At 42.9% G+C, this 23088-nt stretch carries 17 protein-coding genes and 8 tRNA genes; 14 read left to right on the top strand and 11 right to left on the bottom strand.

The features are described from left to right. Positions 1 to 57: 57 nt before the first annotated feature. From MHN81_RS11935 to MHN81_RS11925, 3 genes are read left to right on the top strand one after another with little or no spacing between them, the layout of a single operon-like run. The gene (locus MHN81_RS11935; RefSeq protein WP_063383401.1) at positions 58 to 378 is read left to right on the top strand and encodes a hypothetical protein; all 321 of its coding nucleotides are present in this window, start codon (positions 58 to 60) and stop codon (positions 376 to 378) included. Continuing rightward, positions 368 to 616: a hypothetical protein gene (locus MHN81_RS11930; RefSeq protein WP_023401334.1), complete on the top strand. Its 249-nt coding sequence runs from the start codon at positions 368 to 370 to the stop codon at positions 614 to 616. Before MHN81_RS11935 ends, MHN81_RS11930 begins: the two co-directional genes overlap by 11 nt. 4 nt (positions 617 to 620) lie before the next feature. Next, on the top strand, positions 621 to 2216 hold the full coding sequence (locus MHN81_RS11925) for a PepSY-associated TM helix domain-containing protein (protein ID WP_239425807.1): 1596 nt from the start codon (positions 621 to 623) through the stop codon (positions 2214 to 2216). 92 nt (positions 2217 to 2308) lie between these two features. On the opposite strand, the gene MHN81_RS11920 is transcribed toward MHN81_RS11925, so the two are convergent. Further along, complete coding sequence (locus MHN81_RS11920) at positions 2309 to 2845, bottom strand: hypothetical protein (RefSeq protein ID WP_023401332.1); 537 nt, start codon at positions 2843 to 2845, stop codon at positions 2309 to 2311. A 146-nt stretch (positions 2846 to 2991) separates the two neighbouring features. Beyond that, positions 2992 to 4812, bottom strand: a complete 1821-nt coding sequence (locus MHN81_RS11915) for a cytochrome c peroxidase (protein ID WP_239425806.1) — start codon at positions 4810 to 4812, stop codon at positions 2992 to 2994. A gap of 350 nt (positions 4813 to 5162) precedes the next feature. On the opposite strand from MHN81_RS11915, the gene MHN81_RS11910 reads away from it, so the two are divergent. The 8 genes from MHN81_RS11910 (at position 5163) to MHN81_RS11875 (ending at position 14259) form a co-directional block, all read left to right on the top strand. Beyond that, positions 5163 to 5507 carry a hypothetical protein gene (locus tag MHN81_RS11910; protein WP_036977152.1) on the top strand — a complete coding sequence of 115 codons (345 nt, stop codon included), beginning with the start codon at positions 5163 to 5165 and terminating at the stop codon, positions 5505 to 5507. 331 nt (positions 5508 to 5838) lie between these two features. Continuing rightward, a complete protein-coding gene (locus MHN81_RS11905; protein WP_023401329.1) occupies positions 5839 to 7107 on the top strand; it encodes an HlyD family efflux transporter periplasmic adaptor subunit in 1269 nt (422 codons plus the stop codon). A 16-nt stretch (positions 7108 to 7123) separates the two neighbouring features. After that, a complete protein-coding gene (locus tag MHN81_RS11900) occupies positions 7124 to 7819 on the top strand; it encodes an ABC transporter ATP-binding protein (RefSeq protein ID WP_023401328.1) in 696 nt (231 codons plus the stop codon). 8 nt (positions 7820 to 7827) lie between these two features. Then, complete coding sequence (locus MHN81_RS11895) at positions 7828 to 9195, top strand: ABC transporter permease (protein ID WP_239425805.1); 1368 nt, start codon at positions 7828 to 7830, stop codon at positions 9193 to 9195. Between the two features lie 4 nt (positions 9196 to 9199). After that, on the top strand, positions 9200 to 10423 hold the full coding sequence (locus tag MHN81_RS11890) for an FtsX-like permease family protein (RefSeq protein ID WP_239425804.1): 1224 nt from the start codon (positions 9200 to 9202) through the stop codon (positions 10421 to 10423). A 45-nt stretch (positions 10424 to 10468) separates the two neighbouring features. After that, complete coding sequence (locus MHN81_RS11885; RefSeq protein WP_023401325.1) at positions 10469 to 11803, top strand: sigma-54 dependent transcriptional regulator; 1335 nt, start codon at positions 10469 to 10471, stop codon at positions 11801 to 11803. After that, positions 11803 to 13125, top strand: a complete 1323-nt coding sequence (locus MHN81_RS11880) for an ATP-binding protein (RefSeq protein ID WP_023401324.1) — start codon at positions 11803 to 11805, stop codon at positions 13123 to 13125. The genes MHN81_RS11885 and MHN81_RS11880 overlap by 1 nt, the downstream gene beginning before the upstream one ends. A 60-nt stretch (positions 13126 to 13185) precedes the next feature. Next, positions 13186 to 14259 carry a hypothetical protein gene (locus tag MHN81_RS11875; RefSeq protein ID WP_023401323.1) on the top strand — a complete coding sequence of 358 codons (1074 nt, stop codon included), beginning with the start codon at positions 13186 to 13188 and terminating at the stop codon, positions 14257 to 14259. 73 nt (positions 14260 to 14332) lie between these two features. Here MHN81_RS11875 and MHN81_RS11870 read toward each other — a convergent pair whose 3' ends face one another. Next, positions 14333 to 16207, bottom strand: coding sequence for a S8 family serine peptidase (locus MHN81_RS11870; protein WP_239425803.1), 1875 nt, complete (start codon positions 16205 to 16207; stop codon positions 14333 to 14335). A gap of 728 nt (positions 16208 to 16935) precedes the next feature. Here MHN81_RS11870 and MHN81_RS11865 point away from each other — a divergent pair. The 3 genes from MHN81_RS11865 (at position 16936) to MHN81_RS11855 (ending at position 21979) form a co-directional block, all read left to right on the top strand. Continuing rightward, positions 16936 to 20493 (top strand): hypothetical protein, encoded by a 3558-nt coding sequence (locus MHN81_RS11865; RefSeq protein ID WP_239425802.1) that lies wholly within the window; start codon positions 16936 to 16938, stop codon positions 20491 to 20493. Positions 20494 to 20654: 161 nt separating this feature from the next. Further along, a complete protein-coding gene (locus MHN81_RS11860; RefSeq protein WP_023401320.1) occupies positions 20655 to 21416 on the top strand; it encodes a hypothetical protein in 762 nt (253 codons plus the stop codon). Beyond that, complete coding sequence (locus MHN81_RS11855; RefSeq protein ID WP_023401319.1) at positions 21413 to 21979, top strand: hypothetical protein; 567 nt, start codon at positions 21413 to 21415, stop codon at positions 21977 to 21979. The genes MHN81_RS11860 and MHN81_RS11855 overlap by 4 nt, the downstream gene beginning before the upstream one ends. Before the next feature lie 251 nt (positions 21980 to 22230). Here the strand turns inward: MHN81_RS11855 and MHN81_RS11850 are convergent. The 8 genes from MHN81_RS11850 to MHN81_RS11815 form a co-directional block, all read right to left on the bottom strand. Beyond that, a tRNA-Leu gene (locus MHN81_RS11850) sits at positions 22231 to 22317 on the bottom strand. Positions 22318 to 22355: 38 nt separating this feature from the next. Continuing rightward, positions 22356 to 22429: transfer RNA gene (locus MHN81_RS11845), tRNA-Cys, on the bottom strand. 16 nt (positions 22430 to 22445) lie between these two features. Next, positions 22446 to 22521, bottom strand: a tRNA-Gly gene (locus MHN81_RS11840). Positions 22522 to 22540: 19 nt separating this feature from the next. Continuing rightward, positions 22541 to 22627, bottom strand: a tRNA-Leu gene (locus MHN81_RS11835). A gap of 36 nt (positions 22628 to 22663) precedes the next feature. Beyond that, positions 22664 to 22739, bottom strand: a tRNA-Gly gene (locus MHN81_RS11830). A gap of 4 nt (positions 22740 to 22743) precedes the next feature. After that, a tRNA-Leu gene (locus tag MHN81_RS11825) sits at positions 22744 to 22830 on the bottom strand. A gap of 37 nt (positions 22831 to 22867) precedes the next feature. Continuing rightward, positions 22868 to 22941: transfer RNA gene (locus MHN81_RS11820), tRNA-Cys, on the bottom strand. A 14-nt stretch (positions 22942 to 22955) separates the two neighbouring features. Then, positions 22956 to 23031 (bottom strand) — tRNA-Gly (locus MHN81_RS11815). Positions 23032 to 23088 lie beyond the last annotated feature (57 nt).

Raw genomic sequence — 23088 nt, 5'->3', positions numbered from 1 at the left:
AAATTTGATTCACTTATTGAAACAATAAACAACAAAATAACAATGATTTTTATTTACATGAGCTTTCTCGCTATTATCCCTATATGGATAGCATCTTTGCTGCTATACCTATCTAGCCCAAAACAGCGTCTGTTGGCTAACCCGATTAATAAGTGGTTAGGCTATTTGGTGGCGCTTGCGCTTTATCTTCTTGCAAATGCCCTTTTCGCACATACATTCCCACTTGTGTCTGCGCTTTTGGCGAGTCTGGTGGTTTTGATGCTAGGGTTGGTCTCTGTGACGATTCTGTCAGGTAAGTCTAGACGTTTATTTATGACAACATCCGTGCTTCTCATTGTCCTTTGCTCAACAGTTGGAGGTTTTGTCTATGTGGCCTAAATCAATACTTGGATTTATTTTTGGCTTACTGATTTCTATCTCTATCGCACTCAATACCAACTTAATTTTGCCGTTTGAGGAAGACACTCGTCTGCTCATAGGCCTTATTTTAGGCTTTCCTATATGGGCTGGGATCATGGTTTGGGTATATGCCTTTGAAACTTCACTTAAGGCGACTAAATATTTGCTATTAGTGCTGCTTCCATCCGCACTCCTCAACGTAATATTAATGGTGTAACACAATGAAAAGCCAAACTTTAAAGTCTCTGACTAATGCACATGCCTGGATTGGCCTGATCATTTCATTTGTTTTATTTATTGTGTTTATTGCCGGTTCTATTAGTTTGTTCCGTGAAAACCTCGATACTTGGGAAAAAGTCGCATTGATTGGGGAGCATGCGCCTCACAGCCAACAAGTGTCTTATGATACTGTTATGGCAAAACTGGACGAGCAGTATCAAGTTGATACACACCATATTTTCTACCTGTACGAGCCAACAGAGCGCAATCCGTTCATGCAGGCTTACTTTGCCGTCGACCTTGAAGAGCCCCATCCTGAAACTGGCGAAGACCACCAAGATATGAGCTTGTTGCTCGACCCGGTAACTGGCGATGTTATTGCCCCCGCGAATAGCTTCCAGTTTGCCAATTTTGTCTACCACCTCCACTATGATTTGGGTATCGGGCGCATAGGTCTCTATTTTGTCGGCATCATCACATTATTCTTTTTTGTCGCCTTACTCAGTGGTGTGGTGATCCACTGGCGCAAACTGTTTAAAAATTTTTACCAATATCGATTTGGTGCCAATAAGGATAAATGGCTCGATGCCCACAACTTAATCGGTACCATGGGACTGCCATTTCATATCATGTATGCATTCACAGGACTGGTTTTTAACTTAGTCATTGTCTATCAAATTTCTTACGCCCTGATCTTGTATCAAGGCAGCCAAGAAAAAGTGCTGCAAGCGGCAGGGTTTAATGAACCCCATATTGAAGAAGCAGACACTCGCATGGCAATGACGGGCATAGACGAATTGTATGTCAGGGCTATGGAGGAACTCGGTGATGTCACACTTAGACGCATGATGATCGAGCATTTTGGTGATGAAAATGCAGTATTGGTTTTTATGGCAAAAAGTAACGATGAGTTTTCCAATGAGGTGGATGTACGTTATACCCTAAAGGATCAGAAACAAATTTACATTACGCACGATAACTACGACAACAATTTGCGTGGGGGCCTTGCCACTATTGCCAGCCTGCACTTTGGCGATTTTGCAGGTTACGGTATGCGTATTGCTTTTTTCATTCTTGGTCTAGCTACCGCCTATGTAATTATCACCGGCAACCTGATGTGGATAAGCAAACGTGCCAAACAAAAAAAACAGAGCCAGCGTAGCCTTGCTTTTGTCACTCGTTTAACATCGGGCGCGTTTATTGGTTGTATGATTGCAATTGCGTTAGGTGCTGTTGCAGCCAAGGTATTGCCGATAGACCTCGAAGATCGTATGGCGAGCATTCATACCATCGTTTATGCAAGCTTCTTTGTCTGTACTGTCATCTCATTGTTTATCAAGCAACAACCTCAATTCTGCCAATATACGCTCAAGTTATCCGGGCTTGTCTATGCACTTGCAGCGTTGGCAAACTTACCGAGCTACTTACAATATGGCAGTGTTTTATCAAACACAGTGCTAGTAGATTTATTTATTGTCGATTTCATGTTCATTACAATCGCGAGTTTGTGTTGGTATAGCGCCCAGAAATTTGCGAAAAAAACAAAGCAAGTCCAACAAGACATCGACCAAGTTCAGGGCGAACTGTCAACTAGCTAGTAACAAACGCCTCACTTCGAAACCATACAAGTCCAGTGTCTATTTATCTGGACTTGTATGGGTAGCCTAAGATAAACACACTGTTATGTGAATCATTTATTACTTGGTATGATGTTACCTGCGTTCAACTCTGCTAACAACTTCCATGAGCTCGTCGTTACCAGCGCCAAAGTCCATATTACTAAACCAACGACCAAATAAAGCGCATTATTTACACCGATAAATAGCAACACAGCCACCACACCAAACATCAGATATGTCAGCAAAGATAACAGGTAAATCTTAATAGCACCCGACACTTGAACACTGTACTTTGACTTGTCTCTTAGCTCTATTTTCAACCCCCGTGCAGTGATCACAAACGCATAAAGCGCAACTAGAAACAGTGGTATGGTTGTACCTAGGAGCCCAGCTTTAGGGATCATGAAAATAAGTGAAAAAACCACCAAATATAGAAATGCTTTGAAAGTATGTTGCGCGAGGTGTTTTACGCGAACACACTCGGGGTGATTTAAGACTTCGTGGCGCAACGAGAGGCTAACAAAGAGCAACCCGGCAAACGTTGCACTTACTTGAGATAGTACGGAATAAAACTCATGCCAAACTTCTATCATTGAATGAAAATCCATCACTACGCTTTCCTTCGATTATGCATACCCGGATAACATCCTAAAACAAAATTAACCCGAAAAAAAGAATATAAATAGAAACAAATTCAATGAGATATAGAGAAAATACAAAAAGCAGGCACATTGCATGCCTGCTTAAACCTCTTTTACAGTGCCTCCCCTTCCCTATTAATGGCATCAAACTGATGACCATCTGGCCCACCATCTCTTGGCGGGATCAAGGCATTGATCTCATTACTGCCTGCAACGGCTTCAGGATCTGTCAAAGCACGTAAAAATGCCGCCAGATAACCTACTTGTTGAGGCGTAAAACCGCGAACAATAGCCTCATCGCTCCGATCGGATGCAGCTCGATTTTGCGCATTTAACGCCAACACATATTCGCCAGCGTCACCAACAACTTGGGCACATTGCTCAGCATTTAAGTGTTGAAATTGCGCCAATCCACATGTTTCATTTTCACCATAAAAGCGTTCTAAAGAGCCTGTAACATCAGAATAGTGCTCAATAACCCGCTCTAAAGTCGTAAATACACCTTTATCTCCATACGGCGCGGTGATCCCCACATTGAGCAAACTTGGCATTCTAAACTGGTTTTTAAAGTTGCCATCTGCAACACCATGAACACCAATTTGTGGGTATAACGGACCTCGCGTACGTTCAGGCGTGAACATCACACCATCATGACAATTGGCACACCCAGCCCCGGTGTAAAAAAACATCGCACCGCGTTTTTCGGCCTCGTTAAGCTTTTGACGTTCACCGTCAATGTAATCAAAAAATGGATTATCGATAAACATAAATGAAGCCTGATAAGCAGACATAGCGCGAGCAATACGTAAAAAGTTTACTTGTTCGTCACCAAATGCGGCATGAAAATAGGGTTTCCACTCCTGTGAAAGCCGCTGTGCAATAAACTCACGATAGGCTTGAGGTGACTCAAACCCTGACGGATCACCCATTTCAGCGGGTGCAGTGATAGGAAAGTGTGCCTGCGCCATCAAAAGGCGTAATGGATCGGTATTTTCCACCTCTTCATTCATCAGACGTGTAACTGTCAGTTCCGGCGTTTGTATATCCGCAGTCGACACGGTACCAACTTCACTGTCACGATTCGCTTCTCGTAATCTCACTCGTTGATCCCAAAACATACTGTCTACCCACAGTGCCGAGTTACATATTTGAGGTGAACTGCGCCCTACTGATGGTACAATCTGGCCATCCGTTCTACCGGGCCCCATCACGTCAGGATCATTGGCATTGACGCCCACTGACAAAGATAGGCCATCACTGCCACAACTTTCTGCAGGATGATGGCAGGATGCACACGATGTATCGAAATTTTGACTCAATGCTTTACTAAAAAAGAGCCTTTTTCCTAACTCAATCAGTTCACTGTCTTCTTGACGACGGTACCGCGCTGCATAAGCTTGCATGTCGGCGAGCCCCTCTCGCAATGTATAGTGTTCGATCAGCTTATCCATACAAGTATCAAGCTCTTGTTCTGGTATCGCATCAATATCATTGGTACCACAGTGGTCCACCAGCCTCGCAATACCCACTCTGATCACAGAGCCATTGCGCATACCTTCGTTGTCATCGCTTTTCAAAGTCCTCACACTGTCGATGTTAGAAGGCAGACTGACTTTTCTGCCCTGACCTTTAGCAACAGCAACCACGTGATAGGCATGCTCCACGTTTGGACTTGCAGAGGTGTCAATAAAAAAGGTCATCTTGGTGCGGCCTACTCGCTTTCCATCGCGAAAAATGCGATATCCGGTGACACCCTCCACATCTTTTGGGGCCTGCCAATTCAGCCCTACTTCAGTGGCTGAATGAACCTTGGCGATCAATTGCTCTGGCGCAGATACTTCTATTGGGATATTTGCTTGCACTGTAAATGCCCCTATAAAAATGGGGATAAGCACAAGTTGATATATCGAGCGACGGTAGTTTTTTCCAAACATTGCAGTTCCTCCATAACGACTACCAAATTCTTGTTGGGGTTATGTCGATGGCCTCACTTTAGACTGAGATGTTATTCATTTTCATCCCTAAAATGAAAACAAATGCATCAAAATCATAGGATTAGATTTAAATCAGGCCACCAAGTCAGAATATGCGTATGAAATAAGGAAAGAATATGAACAAAACCAATTTATTTAGTTTTTTTGTATTAGATACATAAAATAATTTAGTAGTAAAATCCTAATTAATTCTACCAAGTTTACATAGGCGTGCTAACGCGACTAGTAATCACCGTACTTAATGTGAAATAATTACCTTACTTGGAAACTTAACCTTCATAGATTGTTAAATGGAATTAAACTATCAAATTGAGTCTGCTTTCTTAGTGATATCTTTACTGTTTGTGCTGACACTCGCCCCTGCAAAAGCCACTGTGCGCTTTATTGGCGCAGACTATGGCAGCATAATGCGCTGCGCGCTCGCCGTTTTTATTGCTACAATTACGACACTTTATGCACTTAGCACATTGAATAGCCCACTCAGTCTGTCGCTATCTTTTGTATGGCTGGTATTCCTTTTTAATCGCATTTTGGGGCTATCTAAATCATGGAGTAGTATTTTCACTATCTGGTTAGTATTGATCCAACTTGCTGTACTCCATACCTTGAGCCGATATGGAATAAATTGGCAATAATCAAACACCATAGCTTCTCCCTATATTGATATATAGAGACATAACCATCATTTTTACCTTCATGACAACTTATACCCTGTGATTATCAATCATACAACAAAGCGACTCCTCACCAGCAAGTCACCGTTAACTTTGTGCCTTTCATTAAAACCAGTAATTAATTGTCCGGCGTCCGCTTCATTTTACTGTCCGCGTACTGTCCGGTGTCCGTCCGATGCCAAATGCAAACTCACCACAAAACCAATAAAGTATAGAAAAAACAAAGAGATAAAAATTGGCACAATGATTGATATGTAAAAACAAACGACATAGATTCAAGGAGCCGGACGCCATGATCCGCAATACATCACAACAGGATAAAGTAATAACGAAAAAGCCCACCGCGAAAAAGTGGCTGCTAGCAGGGCTTGGAGGCGTAGGGTTGCTCAGCGCTGTCGCACTTTCACTTGAAGACTTTTCGCAACTGCTATCCGCAGAGCAAGTGGTTTCAAGTCAGCAGTTAAAAACAGCACAAGTGGTCAGAGGCGACATGATCCAAGACATCCGGGTAGAAGGACGTACCCTCGCCGCGGTGAGTCCGTCACTCTACGCCATTGCTTCAGGCACAGTGACATTGCATGTCAAAGCTGGTGACACCATCACTACCGGACAAGCGTTGGCAAGTTTAGATAGCCCGGAGCTTCGCAACCAATTGTTGCAAGAAGAAGCCACATTAAGACGCATAGAAATGGAAGTAAAACGCAAGCAAATTGCTATCAAACAGCAACAACTCGACAACACACAAAAAATGGAGTTGGCAAAAGTAGAGCTTGAGGCTGCACAAAGTGAAATGGCCCGCGCAAACGCTAGCATAGAAAAACAAATTATCTCCAAGCTAGAGTTGGAGCAAACCATGGTTGAACTCAAGCGCGCAGAGCTCAATGAACGCCATGCTATCGAGAGCTTGAAGCTATCACAAGAACAGCTCAACTTTGAACTGCAAAGCACCCAATTGGATTTAGATAGGCAGCGCCATCTAGTCGCTGATTTACAGCGCCAAGTGGATGCGTTAACACTCACTTCTCCACTCAACGGTATTGTAGGCAACTTAAACGTTCAGCAAAAACAACATGTACAAAGAGACAGTGAACTGATGTCACTGGTTGATTTAAGTGAATTGGAAGTGGAAGCATATATTCCCGAAAATCTCGCAGATGAACTGGGCATTGGATTGAAGGCCAAAGTGCAAATAAATAACCAGTACTATCTTGCAACACTGATGGCCATTTCACCTGAGGTCGAAAATGGTCGCGTATCAGGTCGTATTCGTTTCGACCAACAACCAGAAAGTTTGCGCCAAAATCAACGCGTCAACGCCCAGATTATCATTTCCCATAAGCAGAATGTACTAAAAGTGGAACGCGGTGCATTTGTCGAAACCGGCTCCGCAAGCACAACCTACAAAATTGCAGATGGCAGCGCAGTTAGGACACGCATCACATTGGGTGCAAAAAGTATCAGAGAAGTAGAAGTAAAAAGCGGCTTGCAGGCTGGTGATACCATAGTAATATCTAGTCTCTCCCCATTTGGGCAAGCTCAACAAGTCATTCTAAGCGAATAAAAATAAAGGAAAAACCATGCTACAAATGAATAATATCAGCAAAATCTATCGTACTGACTTAGTCGAGACACATGCTCTAAGTGGAGTAAACCTCAGTGTTGAAGAAGGTGAATTCATCGCAGTAACTGGTCCATCGGGATCAGGCAAAACCACCTTTTTAAACATTACTGGCCTGTTGGAAACGTTCGAAGAAGGACAATACCTTTTAGACGGAGAAGATGTCAGCCAACTCACGGACAAGCATTTGTCGAAGCTCAGAAATGAGAAAATAGGATTTATTTTCCAAGGTTTTAACCTCATTGCTGACTTAAATTTATACGACAATATTGAAGTGCCACTCATTTTTCGCGGGATTAGCCGACAAGAACGTAAAAAGCGTATTGAAGAGAGTCTAGAGTTGGTTGGTTTAGGTAGCCGCGCAAGCCACTTCCCAGCACAGCTTAGTGGCGGGCAACAACAACGGGTTGCCATTGCCAGAGCGCTGGCGGGCAAACCTAGGTTTTTATTGGCGGATGAACCGACAGGTAACCTAGATACCATGATGGCTCGTCAGGTCATGGAGCTTCTACAAGAAATAAACCGACAAGGCACCACATTGATTATGGTGACCCATGATAATGAATTGGCACAAAGAGCACATCGCAACATTCAGATCTTAGACGGTCAGGTCAGCGACATAGCCAAAAGCCAATTGACTGATTTAGCGGTATAGGTGACCCCATGAAAGATGCACTTCACCTTGCATGGCAAGGATTTAGACAAAAATCAAAACTCACGGCGCTGATGATAGTGAACTTGGTGATCGGCATTACCTTACTGCTCACTATGGGAACCATCATTGACCAAAGTGGTCGCTCAGCGATGTCTCATAAGCTAGATGTACTTCAGCACCTTAGCCTCAATTTCATGGATGCTGAGTTTGATAGACGCCACCCGCTAAGAACGCCACCATTGACCTATCGCGATGCACAAGCCTTGTCTGATGCATATGAGGCAAATGACATCTCACTGCAAAGCTTAAGCTTTAACTACACCACTTCATTTGTTATCGACCTCGATGACAACAGCGCAAGACCTCTAGATGCAACAGGCTCAGCAGTCGACCACCGCTTTTTTGAGATGATGAACACGCCGTTTTTGTTTGGCAGCGCTTGGAATAGCAATATGGATGACGCCAATGTCATCGTGCTTGATAAAAAAGCCAATGATCACTTATTTGCCGGGGCAAACTCTGTTGGTAAGTTTGTGATGATTAATAACCAGCAACTAGAAGTTGTCGGCATTGTTGACTTATCTCAGCACACTCACCGCTTTCAAAATATTAGCTTTAGCAATCGAAATAATGACATGGCATTTGTACCTATGGATTACGCTCTAGCAAATAACTTGCCCAGAGTCGGTTATATGCCATGTATGACCAAAGATGAAGCTCTGCGCCCTGAGCTTCGCCAAACCAATGTCACAGGCTTGAAAAGTGCCGAATGTGGCTTCTTACATGCTTGGGCGCAAGTCTCATCAGACAGCAGACAAGCACAAGTTGACGAGCTGACCCTTTGGATGAGGAATTACACTCAGCAACAATCGACTCTAGGCCGATTTACCCATAGTGAACCTTATTATATTCAATCGTTAAAACTCCTTCACGACACCATTTATAGCTTTATGGATTGGGAACGAGTGTATTTAAATTTTGCTTACTTACTGTTTGCTATCACCTTGGTGAACACGGTTGGCATTTTGCTGGCAAAAAATCAACACAGAGCCAAACTGGTCTCCCTTTACCGAGCACTCGGAGCGAACCGATTGTACATTGTAAAACTACAAATGATTGAGTTACTTATTGGCGCCACCATTGCCATCATATTAGGCCTGATTGGTGCCCAAATTGGCCTTTATGTCATGTATCTTCTGGCCATGTACCAAATGGATTATGTCGGCGTAGCAGAGCAAGTACAGCGACTTTACAGCATGGATATGTGGTTCGCATTTAAAGCAGCAATGGCCATCTATATCACTATTTTAATCGCGGGCTTATTTCCGATTATCGCAGCCAGCCGTATTGCTCCCGCATCTCAGTTAAGAGGATAAGTTCATGGCGATTAAACATATTTTAAAACTCATTTTAAAGCATAAAAGCATTTCGTTGTTGATCACATTACAGATTGCTATAGCGGTCACCATTGTCGGCAATACCAGCTTTATCAGTTATCGTACATTACAAAATTGGCTTGTTCCTTCCCATATCGCGGAAGAACAAATTATCAATGTTTACACCCTTGTATTTGACAAAAACCTTGATACCGGGGCACTCATCGAGCGGGATTTACAACGTCTTAAAGCCTTGCCAGGCGTTGAATCTGCAAGTTATGCGGCCAATGAATTGGTATTAGCAACGGTAAATGGTCGCAACTTTGCAAACAATACGCTTGATACAGACAATCAGGGAGAATATGTTGCGCTTTTTGCCCAAACACAGGGCGGCGTCGAGACTTTGGGTGTCAACATAAGCCAAGGACGCCACTTTTATGATACCGAGTATATCTTTGGCGCCGCAGCTCAAAACCAAAGAGCCAGCGTGGTGATGATAAGTAGTGCCTTAGCAAAGAAGCTTTTCCCGCAACAAAGCGCCCTTGGTCAAACGGTCTATTTGCATAGTGACCGCGCGCCCTACCAAGTCATTGCCATATATGACGATATGATGTTAGGTGAAACCGCAGTCTACACCAATAACTGGTATCACTCAGCAATTTTACCCGAAGCGCATTACGGCCGAAACAGCCAAGTAAACTACTTGGTGAAAGTGACACCAAACACAGATAAAACCGTACTCGAGACCATTGAGGACATACTGTTTGAAGAAGATGGCCGAATAGTACAGCAAGTTGAGTTTGCAGCCCGAGCAAAGAAACGTTTGTGGGATGGTCGCAGTACCTTTGCTTTTATTATGATGGGGATCAGTGGCATTGCTATTTTGGTTACAGGAGTCGGGATCATTGCATTAGTCTCCTTCTCAATATCTGTACGTAAAAAGGAGATTGGTGTGCTACGAGCTTTAGGTGCAAGCCAATCTAGGGTAATGCAGACACTACTCATCGAAAACTCAATATTAGCCATTGTGGGTATTATATTGGGGCTATTTGCTGCGCTGTGGCTAAACCAATATTTTGTCACTAATCTCCGGATCCAAGGGCTTATTGTGCCTTGGCTGGCAGGCTTGGTAGCCTTATGTGTTTGGTTACTTAGCGCCACAGCAGTCTATATCCCTGCTAGAAAAGCAGCTAGAATAGCACCTGCACAGGTTACAAAAACCAGTTAAATAACAAGCCGGTACATTTGTACCGGCATTATAAATGATAAAAATATGCAAAATAAAATACTTGTGATCGACGACAATCAAGATGTAATAAAAGCACTCAAGCTATTATTTTTACTCAATGACATTGACTGTGACGGCGCGACAACACCTGAACAAGGGCTCGAACTATTGAACAGCCAAGCCTATGATTTAGTCATTCAAGATATGAATTTCAGCCAAGACACCACCTCAGGTGCGGAAGGCAAAGTACTCTACCAAGAGATCCGAGCGCTCAACCCTGACTTACCCATTATTTTATTGACCGCTTGGGCTGACCTAGAAACCGCAGTGGAGCTCATCAAAGACGGGGCCGCCGACTATCTAGAAAAACCATGGCGGGAAGAAAAACTACTGGCATCTGTCAATCAATTGCTCGAAATGTACCGGCTTGAAAAAGCACAATTTCAACAGCAAAAACAATCGAGAACACGTACTAATAAACTAAACGAGCAGTTTAACTTAGCAGGTCTTATTTATGCTGATCCTGCGATGCTCAGTTTACTGGAAGTTGCAACACAAGTGGCCCACTCAGACGCCCCCGTCCTCATTACGGGACCTAATGGCGCCGGAAAAGAAAAAATCGCCGAAGTGATTGTCGCCAATAGCGCCTACAGCAACAATGCATTTGTTAAAGTCAATGCAGGTGCGCTGCCAGCAGACCTAATTGAGGCTGAGCTATTTGGCGTAGTCAGTGGTGCATACACGGGGGCAACAAAGAGTCGTATCGGCCGATTTGAAGCGGCCGATGGCGGCACCATCTTTTTGGATGAAATAGGAAACTTACCACTTTCAGGGCAACAAAAGTTGCTGCGCGTGCTGCAGACCGGAGAATATGAACCTGTTGGCAGCAGCCAAACCAAAAAAGTCAATGTCAGGGTACTTAGCGCGACCAATGCTGATTTAACTGCCGCGATTGCCAGTGGCGTATTTAGAGAAGATCTGTATTACCGCCTGAATATGATCGAATTAAAACTCCCTGCACTAGTAGACAGACCCGATGATATTATCCCGCTAGCAGAGCACTTTCTGCAAGGCCATAAACGGTTTAGTTCAGGCGCCATCAATGCACTAAAACGCCATACTTGGCCAGGCAATGTCAGAGAACTGCAAAATGTCGTTGGCCGTGCACAATTGCTGGCTCAGAGCGAACTCATTGAAGCCTCTGATTTAGGTCTCAAACCCAATCAAACGAATTCTTCAGCTAATACAGGACTATCGGCACAGGACATTCAAAGTGCCTTACAGTCACACGATGGTAATGTCACACACGCGGCAAAAAGTTTGGGCTTAAGTCGCCAAGCAATGTATCGCCGTATGGACAAATTCGGGATAGCACGCTAATGAAGTATAATATGGGCTCTTTAGCTGGAAAAATGTCATGTTTTGCAACGATATTCATCCTACTAGCTACAGGCATTCAAGGCACACTATATGTTATTGAAGCGCCTTTTTTAGTCGGTTTGCTTATATCACTGCTTATCACACTGCCACTGGTATTTTTTAGCTGTGAATATATTTTTCAGCAGCATAAGAGAACCATAGATACACTCACGAACGGCCTTAAAAGTATTCATGACAATGACTTTTCAATCCGTATTTCCGAACATCAACAGTCCGATTTAAGTACTGCGGTGAGCATGTACAATAAGCTCACCACGCACCTAAAAAAACAAAGACAAACACTTAATCAGCGAGAAATACTGCTCGATAGCATAGTGCAAGCGTCTCCGATGGGGATAGTGTTACTCGACCCCTTCAAACACATAGTGTATTTTAACAACGAGTCTACACAGCTTTTAAAGTCCTCTAAATTGGATGGTATGACCTTGCATCAATGCTGTGAAAATCTGCACCCCTACTTACAAAAGTCCATTGCTCAAGCTCAGTCTGGCATGATCAGTTTCGAACAGGACGACACCAAACAAAGCTACTATTTGAGCTTTAAAACCGTCACATTCAACCATCAACCACACCAATTAATGATCTTAAAAAATGTCTCCCAAGAGCTCAGCCAAGAAGAGCTCAATATGTGGAAAAACGCTATTCGCTTGATAAGTCATGAGCTAAATAACTCACTAGCTCCTATTAGCTCATTGACATCGTCCGCAAAAACAATGCTAGCGCAAAATAAACACCTCGAATTACTGCCAGATATTTTGCAAACCATAGATCAAAGAACACTGAACCTCAGTGAGTTCATTGCACAATATGCACGCTTTGCACGCTTGCCCAAACCTAACTTACACTATCACCCACTGAAGCCTCTATTTGATCAAGTTAGAACTTTGTACTCTTTTGAACTGCTCGCTCCACTACCTACTGAGCAGGCCTATTTTGACATGACGCAAATAGAGCAGGTATTGATCAATATTTTAAAGAACGCCCATCAGTCAGGTGGCGATATTGCACAGGTAGCAGTTAAAGTGGTTAAAGATTATGACCGATTACGAATTGCAATTGTTGACCGAGGCACAGGCATTGTAAATGGCAACCTCCATCAAGCATTGCTGCCTTTTTACTCAACAAAACAAGATGGTTCAGGTATTGGACTCAGTTTGTGCAATGACATCATTCACGCCCACCAAGGTCAAATAAAGTTGAAAAACCGTGCTCAAGGAGGCCTGATGGTTGAATTTGATATCCCATTGCGAGAGACTAGTTAATACAAAAGGACTTACGCTACTAACACCGATTTTAGGTAGCTTTCTCACTAAGGTTTCAACATGTTATCACATACTAAGTTTTGGATTGGTCTCAGCGTAGTTACCTTGATGGGATGCCAATCTACGCAAACAAACAGCAAGCCGGCCGTGAAAGCAATCGCCCCATGTTGGCTGCAAAATCCAGTTTTTGAAGATCAAATTGGGTTCATTGGCACCGCAGCCCCCTTCAGCGCGACTAAACATGGTTCCATTGTCGCCAGCAGACAGCGAGCAGCTGCCCTGCTTGCTAACTTCCATGGCTTACCTAACCTAGACAATCAAATTGAATCGCTTTCAGTAGAACAAAAGCACCTTGTTTTAGCAAATGGTAGGGAGATCTACTTTTCAGATCCCTATATCACTTCAGACACTTTATACATTTACGCCAGTACGCACCCGATTAAAGCGCGGCAAGCCTGTGAGGCGATAACCTGCAAGTTCACTTTGTGCGAACCTAAGTGGTTATGTAATGACGACAACAGCGTTATTGGAGCCAGCTATTACACTGCATTTGCTCATCAACAACTGCCTATGACAGCAGTCAACGCACAAGCACTAGCTGGATACCTAACGCAAACGCGTGTGAATATGCAAGAGCGTTACGAAGAATCATATTCGCCAGACCATCACCGCACACATTTTTCGCGCCAAGGAGAAGTCAGCGGCAGTGACTACCAACTTCCGCTTATTATGACCAATAGCTGTCAATACGGCTCAACCTTGTTTGCAAATTACCGTATGAGCGACCATCAGCAGGAGAAGGTTACTCGTCAATCATGGCGAGAGATTCACCAATATCAGGGAAGAAGCGTTGTTATGGGCAATTTCGGAGAAGATGGGACTATAGCGCCAGATAACCTGATAAGCAGCGCGATAAAGTACGCCATCCGTGATGCATTGGTTGAACTTGCTAAAAACAAAGGGATCACGGTCTCGGCAACCAGCACGCTACTTAATCAAGATGGACGGTTTTTTCTCAGTGATACCCAATTTGATATTAAGCAAGTTGTTAGTGGGCAGCTACTAGATTTGCAAGTTCAGTATAAAAATGGTTTTCCAGTTGTTTATGTGTGGCTACTAGAAGGTCATTCTTAAAAAAGCACCACACCGAATAGAGATTGCTTTACAAATACAATAAGGGTCATCAGACCCTTATTGTATTGTGAGTTTAGCCACCACACATCAAACTTAATCCTTTACAACTGTATGTTGAACTTTCATTCTCTAAACCAGAAAAGTCTAATATGCTGTAACCGCCGTCACTAGGTGCTGATTGGCTTTGATTAGTGGTATCACACTCTCCTTGCTCACGCCACATATTGGGCGCTAAGATTGGACTGGCCCCTTTGTTCCAATAGTGAGCACTATATATCTTGCCTTGATAAGTCACCTGCTCTCCACCTTCATAGGATTTGTTGTGATACCATTGCATTGGACACGCTGGTGTTTTCCCAGACTGTAAATAGGCAAGTGCTTCTGCAAAATTTGGTAAACCATGGCCGTAGACACTATCTTTACCAGCAGCACCTAAATCATGACTTGTCGATCTTAACGCATTAATAATTTGCGCTCGATCCCAGTTGGGGTTTTGGGACCACAACCTCGCGATACCTCCGGAAATAATTGCCGTTGCTTGCGATGTACCGGCTCCCACAACATAGTCACTATGATAGCTTCTGATAGCCACAGACATATTTGAGCTATCAGTGACCACTGGCCACTGATGTACCAGTAATGTTGGGAATTCAGTATAGTAATCAATTCCTCTTAAACGTCCATTTGGATGTTGAGGGTAGTTAATCAGCAATACTTTACCACCTTCCGCAATACAGTTCGTTTGCGCACTGCTTAAACTCTGACGCGTTTGATAAGACAGGGTGCGCTCGGTCATTTGCTGCTGAACATCTTCTGCTGTTAGCGTATATACACATTGCTGAGGGAGCGAAGTTTGCATCGAATAGCTGCTCAGACCCACGTCGATCTGCGTATACTTTAACGCATCTGATACTGCACCACTGTGTTGAATAACCACATCTTGCACCGCATAATGGCTGCGATTCGCCGTTGAAAGTATTTTGCTGCCAGGGGCTACAAAATCAATATTTGGATTGGTTGGTGAAAAAGCCGCAATATTGCCATCCGTTTCCAAAGCGCCTATCGACAACACATTGTGATATGAAGCCGGGTAATGCAGTGCATCGTTGTACTGACCTTGCAGCTTCTTCTCTCTTGAGCCGTGATTTCCTGCTGCCGCTACAAAAATAAGACCACGATCGTAAGCAAGCCGATCAATGACGGACATGGTCATCGGTGAGAACTGCTCACCACTTAACGACATATTGATGACCTTAGCACCTGAATTTGCACACACTTCAATGGCTTCGATTAGATTCCCACCCCAAATAGCTGAGTTTCTTCCATTGGCGGTTTTGATCAACTTATGGACTTGTAAGCTAGCTCCCCCCTCGCTCAGTGCGCCCTTTACACCGATACCATTATTTTGTGCGGCAATGATCCCTGCCATATGTGTCCCATGGCTCAGTGCATCTTGATCCCAAAAGCCTGCATATACACTATGATAACCATGAATATTGGCTGGCAAGTCTGGGTGACTGCTATCTACACCAGAATCAATAACACAAACAGAGATGTCGTTGGATGCCGAAGGTAGTTTACTTATTGATGTCGCTCGTAACCAATATGGCTCCAGCTCACTGTGTGCCAGCACATCGAGACTATTTGCAGTCGCTTTATAATAATCTAGAGAATTACTACTGAGAGATAAGCCGTAATCAGCTTCAATTGATACTCCGTCTAACTGAATTATCTCACTCACCTGTTGCTGTGATAATACCCCCTGAGCTATGAGTTTTTCACCACTTTGGCCAATTACCTTTAAAGAGCCAAGAACGTTTTGAGAGAGCTGCCCGTGCTTGTATTGTACCAGATATGCGCTGTCATTATTTGATGCGTGTGTGCTCGCACAGAGCCCCAAACCAACCAACACACTCGCAAAAACTGCACTTCTATTAAAAAAACCCATACTAACTCCTAGCTAAGCGATATTTATATTTTTTATATTTTCCCTAACCCATTGTTAATACTGAATTTAACTTTTACATTTCCACGATGCGAACACGTCCTTTAATGCAACATAACTTCTCACACGTACATATATCCAATCACTTAAAGTTAAGCTAAGCCATTACCTATTTTGTAACAGTGCTTCCTTTTGCTTACATTTAAGATAATTGTTAAATTCGAGATATACCTATTCAAGATCTTTCACAAAAATGGATAAATTACGCGTAAAAATCAATCTGTCCTACTTCACTTATACCAGTTTTTTACCCAATTCCAAAGCCAGATCTTGAACAGAAAACAGGCTCCTTTTCAATTTAAACGCCTATTTGATTAAAAAATAACAAAATGAACCACAAAAAACTCATAAAATTTAAAAAAAAGTAGATTTATTAAAAAATTCATAGTAAGCGAACTTAATTTATACGTAGGGTATTAACGTTTTCGAAAAAGTCGTGTAAAGCAAATCAAAAAGTTTCGTAAATATGAATAATATTCATTAGACTTGTACCCTTAGCAGGTGTAAGGATTTTTTTATCGCAATTGTTATTTTTTACTGTGATTTAACGTTTTAATAGGGACAGCGGCGTAGACCATGACATTGTGAGCGTGCTTGACACGATAGGTAAGCAATAACTGAAAATATTGATGATCGTGCGATCAACGATTTACTATAAAGAGCTAATAATAATGCACATTCTTCTATCTGATAAACGCTATACATACAGCCCTAAATTCAGATTTATAAAACCAAAAGATCGCCAAAAAGTAAAAGTCAAATTTGCCAACGATTTGATACTCGCCTTAGGCTACAAGTTCAAAGAACAGCGAAATTATTTTGCCATGGCTGCTGAAGCCGCTTTCATGTCCCTCAATCCGCTCGATAGGCAGCAAAGCCAATTTTTCATCGAACTCGATTTGGTCACCAGCAATCAAGAAACTGTTAATTTACAAGAGGACAGTACTAGCGTCGGTCTGGGGTATGCACTCAGTTGTGCACTGGCTTATCGCACACATTTGGGAAAAAACACTCAACTTACCTCCACTTGTTTCGCAACAGGGGAAGTGTCCCCCAGTGGTAATGTGCACAGCATAGGGCATATAAACAACAAAATTGAAGGTGCGTTATACGCAATGACGCACCGTCACAGTGGCCCATTTGTTATTTTTTACCCTGCACCGAATCATGGCGAAATTGACCACAGCCTTGTTCATGAAGTTGAGCTACTTGGCGGCCAATTATGTCCAATAGAGCACATTAATGAAGCACTTCAAATACTGTTGGGCGATGAGTACGATGGTACACAGCAATCAGGGTCGTTGACTTTTAAAGGCTTGCGTAGCTTCGAGCCTCATGATGCATACTATTTTTTTGGTCGCGACAAACTGACTTCAGATTTACTGACACTACTCGACGAACGACCTAGTTTAATCAAGGTACATGGCGTATCCGGCAGCGGTAAATCTAGCTTAATTAAAGCCGGGTTGCTTCCTGCCGTTGCCAAGCAAGCAGGCAATGTAAAGTGGCAAATTGGCTTACCAAAAGACTTTGAAAGTAGCGCGGCACTGTTGACGCATTTCATCAAGTCTGGTGATGCGGGTTTTGAAACTGTTTTACAAACAATGTCAATCAGCGTCGAACAGTTTGTTGAAGAACTGCTGAAGTTAAACACAACCTACCTAGACGAGCTTTCGCTGCACCTTACCGCTCATAAAACAACCTACATTTGGTATATTGATCAATTCGAAGAAATTTTTGAAATTGAACCAAATAACCGCTTGTTACACAGCCTATCATTATTAGGTGAGCACACCCCCATATCAGTGATCACGAGCATTCGCAGCGAGTACTTACACAATACTGATATGATCGGCAGGGACTTTTATGTACCACATAGTTTAACTGCCGAAGACTGGTTAAAAATCATCAACAACCAAGCGATTGCGCTGGGCATTGAACTAGAAGAAGGGCTTGCCCAAACTATCCAAACTGAGGCCCTCAAACTTTCTCATGCGTTGCCGGCGGTCGAGTATCTATTGGCACAGATGCATGCGCTGGCCATAGACAGCGATCAACCCAAAGTCTTAACCTTCTCTCAATATAACCAACTTAACAAACTAACTGGGGTTATCTATCGACAAGCTGAGTTTATATTGGGGCAGTTTGAGCCGCTAACAGAGCAGTTTTTCGAACTCTTTATTGGGGTCAATATCAATGGTACATGCTATTCGAAGCACGTTGACTTTCTGGCGCTAGAAAAAGAAAATCCGCAATTGTTAGAATTGGTGAATGCCCTCATTGAAAAACAACTTGTTATCCGCCATCAAGTTCATAAATTACCTCCCTATGTTAAGTTAACTCACGATTGCCTAATTACAATTGCGGAAGAACTCTCCTTAGATCAACAGATTTGGCCGCGCTTTTTTATCTGGTTAAGTGCCAGAAAGGAATACCTACAGTGGTTTCATGGTGTTGAGGCAAAATACAAACAGTGGAAGAACTATGCTGCACAACCCGATGAACAAAACAACTTCACGCTGGGCAAACATGAGCTACAAGATGGCACAAAGTACTTAAGCCAACCTGGTACCATCAGCCTACAGGCGGTTAAAAACTATATTCTCGCCTCACAGAGCTTTTACCAAACGGTGCTTGAAACACAAAACAAAGCACAAAAAAGACGTTTATTTACCACCAGTATTTTATTTGTCTGTGCCCTGAGTACCGCTTCTTTTGCTTATTATCAAAAACAGCTTGTTGTTGCCGAGCAGGCCAAAACAACGCAAGCACTCACTCATTTAAAAGACAACGTACTACTAAATATAGATGCAATCGAACCGATACTGGCGCAGTACTTACCCACTTTTCAACGTAAATACTTAAACAACCACATATCGAAGCTGGTATCAAGCGTTGATGATATCCCGTTAGAAGATATCGATAAACTCAGGTTATTACTAATAAAAGTAAAGATTCTACGCCAAGATGACTCGACGCATATCGGCGAACTCACTGAGACCTTAACAAAGTTAGAAAGCAAAATAGCGCAAATTGGAAATGACGATCCTAAAGAGCTGCAAATCGCAATGTCGTTCAATTATGAGTTTGGTGTCCTATTAATAAAACAAGGTAGGAATGACGAAGCCAAACAGTATTTAGACCGTGCACTACAACAAACTGAACTACTTCCAGCAGATCCATCATTGGCACTTGCCAAAGCGAAGATAATTTCACAGCTCGCATTTATGGCGTTGTGGGACGGCGACCTGCAGCTAGCTGCTCAAAAATATAATGAAACCTTGCAACTACTCGATACGCAAGTGCCAACACAAAGTCTCGAGCAAGCTTTTAACGTACTCAGAGTCAACACTTTCAGAAACCTCGCAAAGACCGAGCCTTCGGAGCAGCAAGCCAGCGATTGGCTATTGCGCGCGAAAACAGCCCTTGAAAAGCAGCTTAAGAATGATCCAAATCATCTTGTTTCACAATATAACCTGTTGAGAATTTACATTAACCTTGCTGAAAACAGTAGCAACCTTGTAGATGCCGATAAGTACTATGATCACGCTGATGAATTAGTAAAACTCTACTCTATTAAAGACCCAGATAATGTCCATGTACAAGTTGCTCAACTTTTATTGGCAAGCCGTTTGGGCAGTAGAAAGTTAGCACAAGGGTATCTAGTTGAAGCGCAAGCGCACTTCCTCGAAGGCTTAGATATAACCAGAAAGCTACGTGTATTGAATGAGAATAACATTGATTGGCAAGGACATAGCATCGAACTATATATGGCTTATGCAAATTATTTTTCACAGACCAATCAAACACAGCAAAGTACTCTGTACTACGAAAAAGCCCTTAAAGCAGCTCAAAAGCTCTATAGCCAAAATGAAGACAACCTAGACTTTGTCAGCCTCTTACAAGGCGCACACTCGAAAGTAGCAATACACCTTTACAATCTCGGCGACAAAAAGTCAGCACAAAGTCATTTAGAAAAAGCGAGAGCATTTGCACTTCGTTTAACGCAAGTTCATCCAGACAATGAAAATTACCAAGTCAGCTACAGGAAAAAGCTGTTTAACCTAGGCTACATCGCTTCTGAGGTCGGTGAAATTGACAATGCGTGTGACTACTTTATCAAAGGTAATGAACTGTCAGATAAATTCTTGTCGTCACATACCAGTATTCAGTGGCAAAAAGCAAAAAATAAGTTTGAACATTATATAGAATTATTAAAGTGTAACTAAAATGGCAACAACCCTTGATAACATCAATTAGGAAAACAAACACAATATGCTGAAACTTATGGAAAAGTTGTTATACCGCAATCAGCAGTCAGGCTATTCCTAATAGAGTAATAGAAAATGAATGATGAAAGGGATACAACAACAATTGAAAGGGGGTATGGATGTGGTTTGACAACAAACAAGCCGTACAAGAAGCGTATAAATTTATTAAGTTTTTACTTCGGAAAAAATCGATAACTGATCACAGAATCGACACCGAAGCACTTATTCAAGAGACATTGTTAAAAGTGATTAAAGCAACTAAACAAGAAGCCAGTAATGAGATTGAGCCGGATAAAGACACTCAAAAGCTCAATGCACAAACTGACTTTAACCATGTCTTAAAAGCTTATACATATAAAGCCTTTGAAAGCGTCTATCTCGATATGGGTAGCAATGTAACCTATCGACGGAAGTCGGCATCAGAGCAAGCTAAATCACCTGATGAGGGGCGCTCGGTGCAAATCGTCCACCTTTATGAAAGTAATAATAGCTCTGATGGCTCAAATAATATTTATGAGCTAATGCCAAGCGATCAGCCCTCGCCAGATCAGGTTGCAAAAATGGATAGAAATGCACGGTTGTTTATCAATTTACTACTAGAAACCATAGCCCAAGAAGAAGACAAACAGAAGCAAGCCCTTTTTTACGACTTTTTTACGCTGTCTTTTCGACAGAATGCGCTTACGCAAAAACAGCTTGGTGAACGTCATGGCTTTAAAGGCAACGCTGCAATCACCTACATATCAAGGTTTGTAAATAAATTATCTAAACGTGTTGAAGAGTCAGGTTTAAGCCTAGAGATAGGTAACAACCCACAGACAGACTTCGACATATACTTTCTCACTCACAGCAATAAATTAAACGAGACAATATCAGTATGAATAAGGTTAAGATCACAGACAAGGTATTAGAGTCGCTTGAAGATCACCTCATTGCAAAATCAATTACGGAGTTTGAGCATGAAGAAGAGCGTGCTCTTTCTCCACAGGAAATCGCAATAGTTGAGCGAATCTACAACCAACACAAATCAAAAGAGCTCGAACCTAAGCCATTGAACTTTGAAGTGCAATTGTTGGCCGCAAGCCCTGAGCTCAGCGCATCAGATAAACCATGGTGGGATTTTGACACTATTATCAATGATACGTTTCAGCTTGCGGTGTTTAGCTCATATGGGCAAGATTTGAGTGAAGACGTAGACTTTGAACTTAATCCTTTAAAAGGCAAAGAGCGTGAATTCAATGACTACTTTGATACCTTTAGAGGCACTAAACAGGGGATCCGTATTTACTGGGCTAAAAATAGTCGGCAAGTTGTTATGGAAGGTGAGCTTGTGCACTCTTTTGAAGGGGATTGTGTAAGTGGCCACGGGAAGATCATATCAAGCGAATATTTCGGCTCTGGTCACTTTAAGCTCATGTTAGAATTTTTCTCATTGCCTAATTAAAAGGGATTGTTAGGTAGATATTGCGAAAATACTGACTTAAATATTGTTTTATTATTACTTCTACTGGCTGTGAATTATCCAATCAGCGGGCTAACCCCCGTTGATTCTTCACGCTTCGAATCCCTCGCGTGCCACCAACCTCTTGGCCAAAAATAGCATCAGATAGCAACAGCAGAAATCTCAGCTTATACATAAATCTATAGTGCGATAAGCTTAGCGAAACAACTAAAATAAAAATCGAAATAATAAAATGGTGCCCGGGGCCGGACTTGAACCGGCACGCTGTTACCAGCGAGGGATTTTAAATCCCTTGTGTCTACCAATTCCACCACCCGGGCATCGGATGTCTACATAAGCAGAAAGTGTGGAAGTAAAATGGAGGCGGAACCCGGAGTCGAACCGAGGTAGACGGATTTGCAATCCGCTGCATGGCCACTCTGCCATTCCGCCAAACTCTAAAGAGAGTTGGAGCGAGTAACGAGGTTCGAACTCGTGACCTCGACCTTGGCAAGGTCGCGCTCTACCAGCTGAGCTATACTCGCATTTTCACTTGAAAACAAGTGGTGCCCGGGGCCGGACTTGAACCGGCACGCTGTTACCAGCGAGGGATTTTAAATCCCTTGTGTCTACCAATTCCACCACCCGGGCATCGGGTTTTTGCAAAAGCCAACCTTAAAGTAAAGTTGGAGCGAGTAACGAGGTTCGAACTCGTGACCTCGACCTTGGCAAGGTCGCGCTCTACCAGCTGAGCTATACTCGCATAATGGTGCCCGGGGCCGGACTTGAACCGGCACGCTGTTACCAGCGAGGGATTTTAAATCCCTTGTGTCTACCAATTCCACCACCCGGGCATCGGGTTGCTTTCGCATGTGGATTTTGTTGAGAAAATGGAGGCGGAACCCGGAGTCGAACCGAGGTAGACGGATTTGCAATCCGCTGCATGGCCACTCTGCCATTCCGCCGATGTATCAAAAGTTGGAGCGAGTAACGAGGTTCGAACTCGTGACCTCGACCTTGGCAAGGTCGCGCTCTACCAGCTGAGCTATACTCGCAACATGTATTCAAAGCAATATAAAGTGCTTTAGCTACATTTCGTTTTGATGACTGTT

It is taken from the genome of Pseudoalteromonas sp. Of7M-16 (assembly GCF_022347805.1).
GTDB lineage: Bacteria > Pseudomonadota > Gammaproteobacteria > Enterobacterales > Alteromonadaceae > Pseudoalteromonas > Pseudoalteromonas luteoviolacea_F.
The sequence above is the reverse complement of the archived record's forward strand: the minus strand, read 5'-3'. Positions and strand labels throughout refer to the sequence as shown.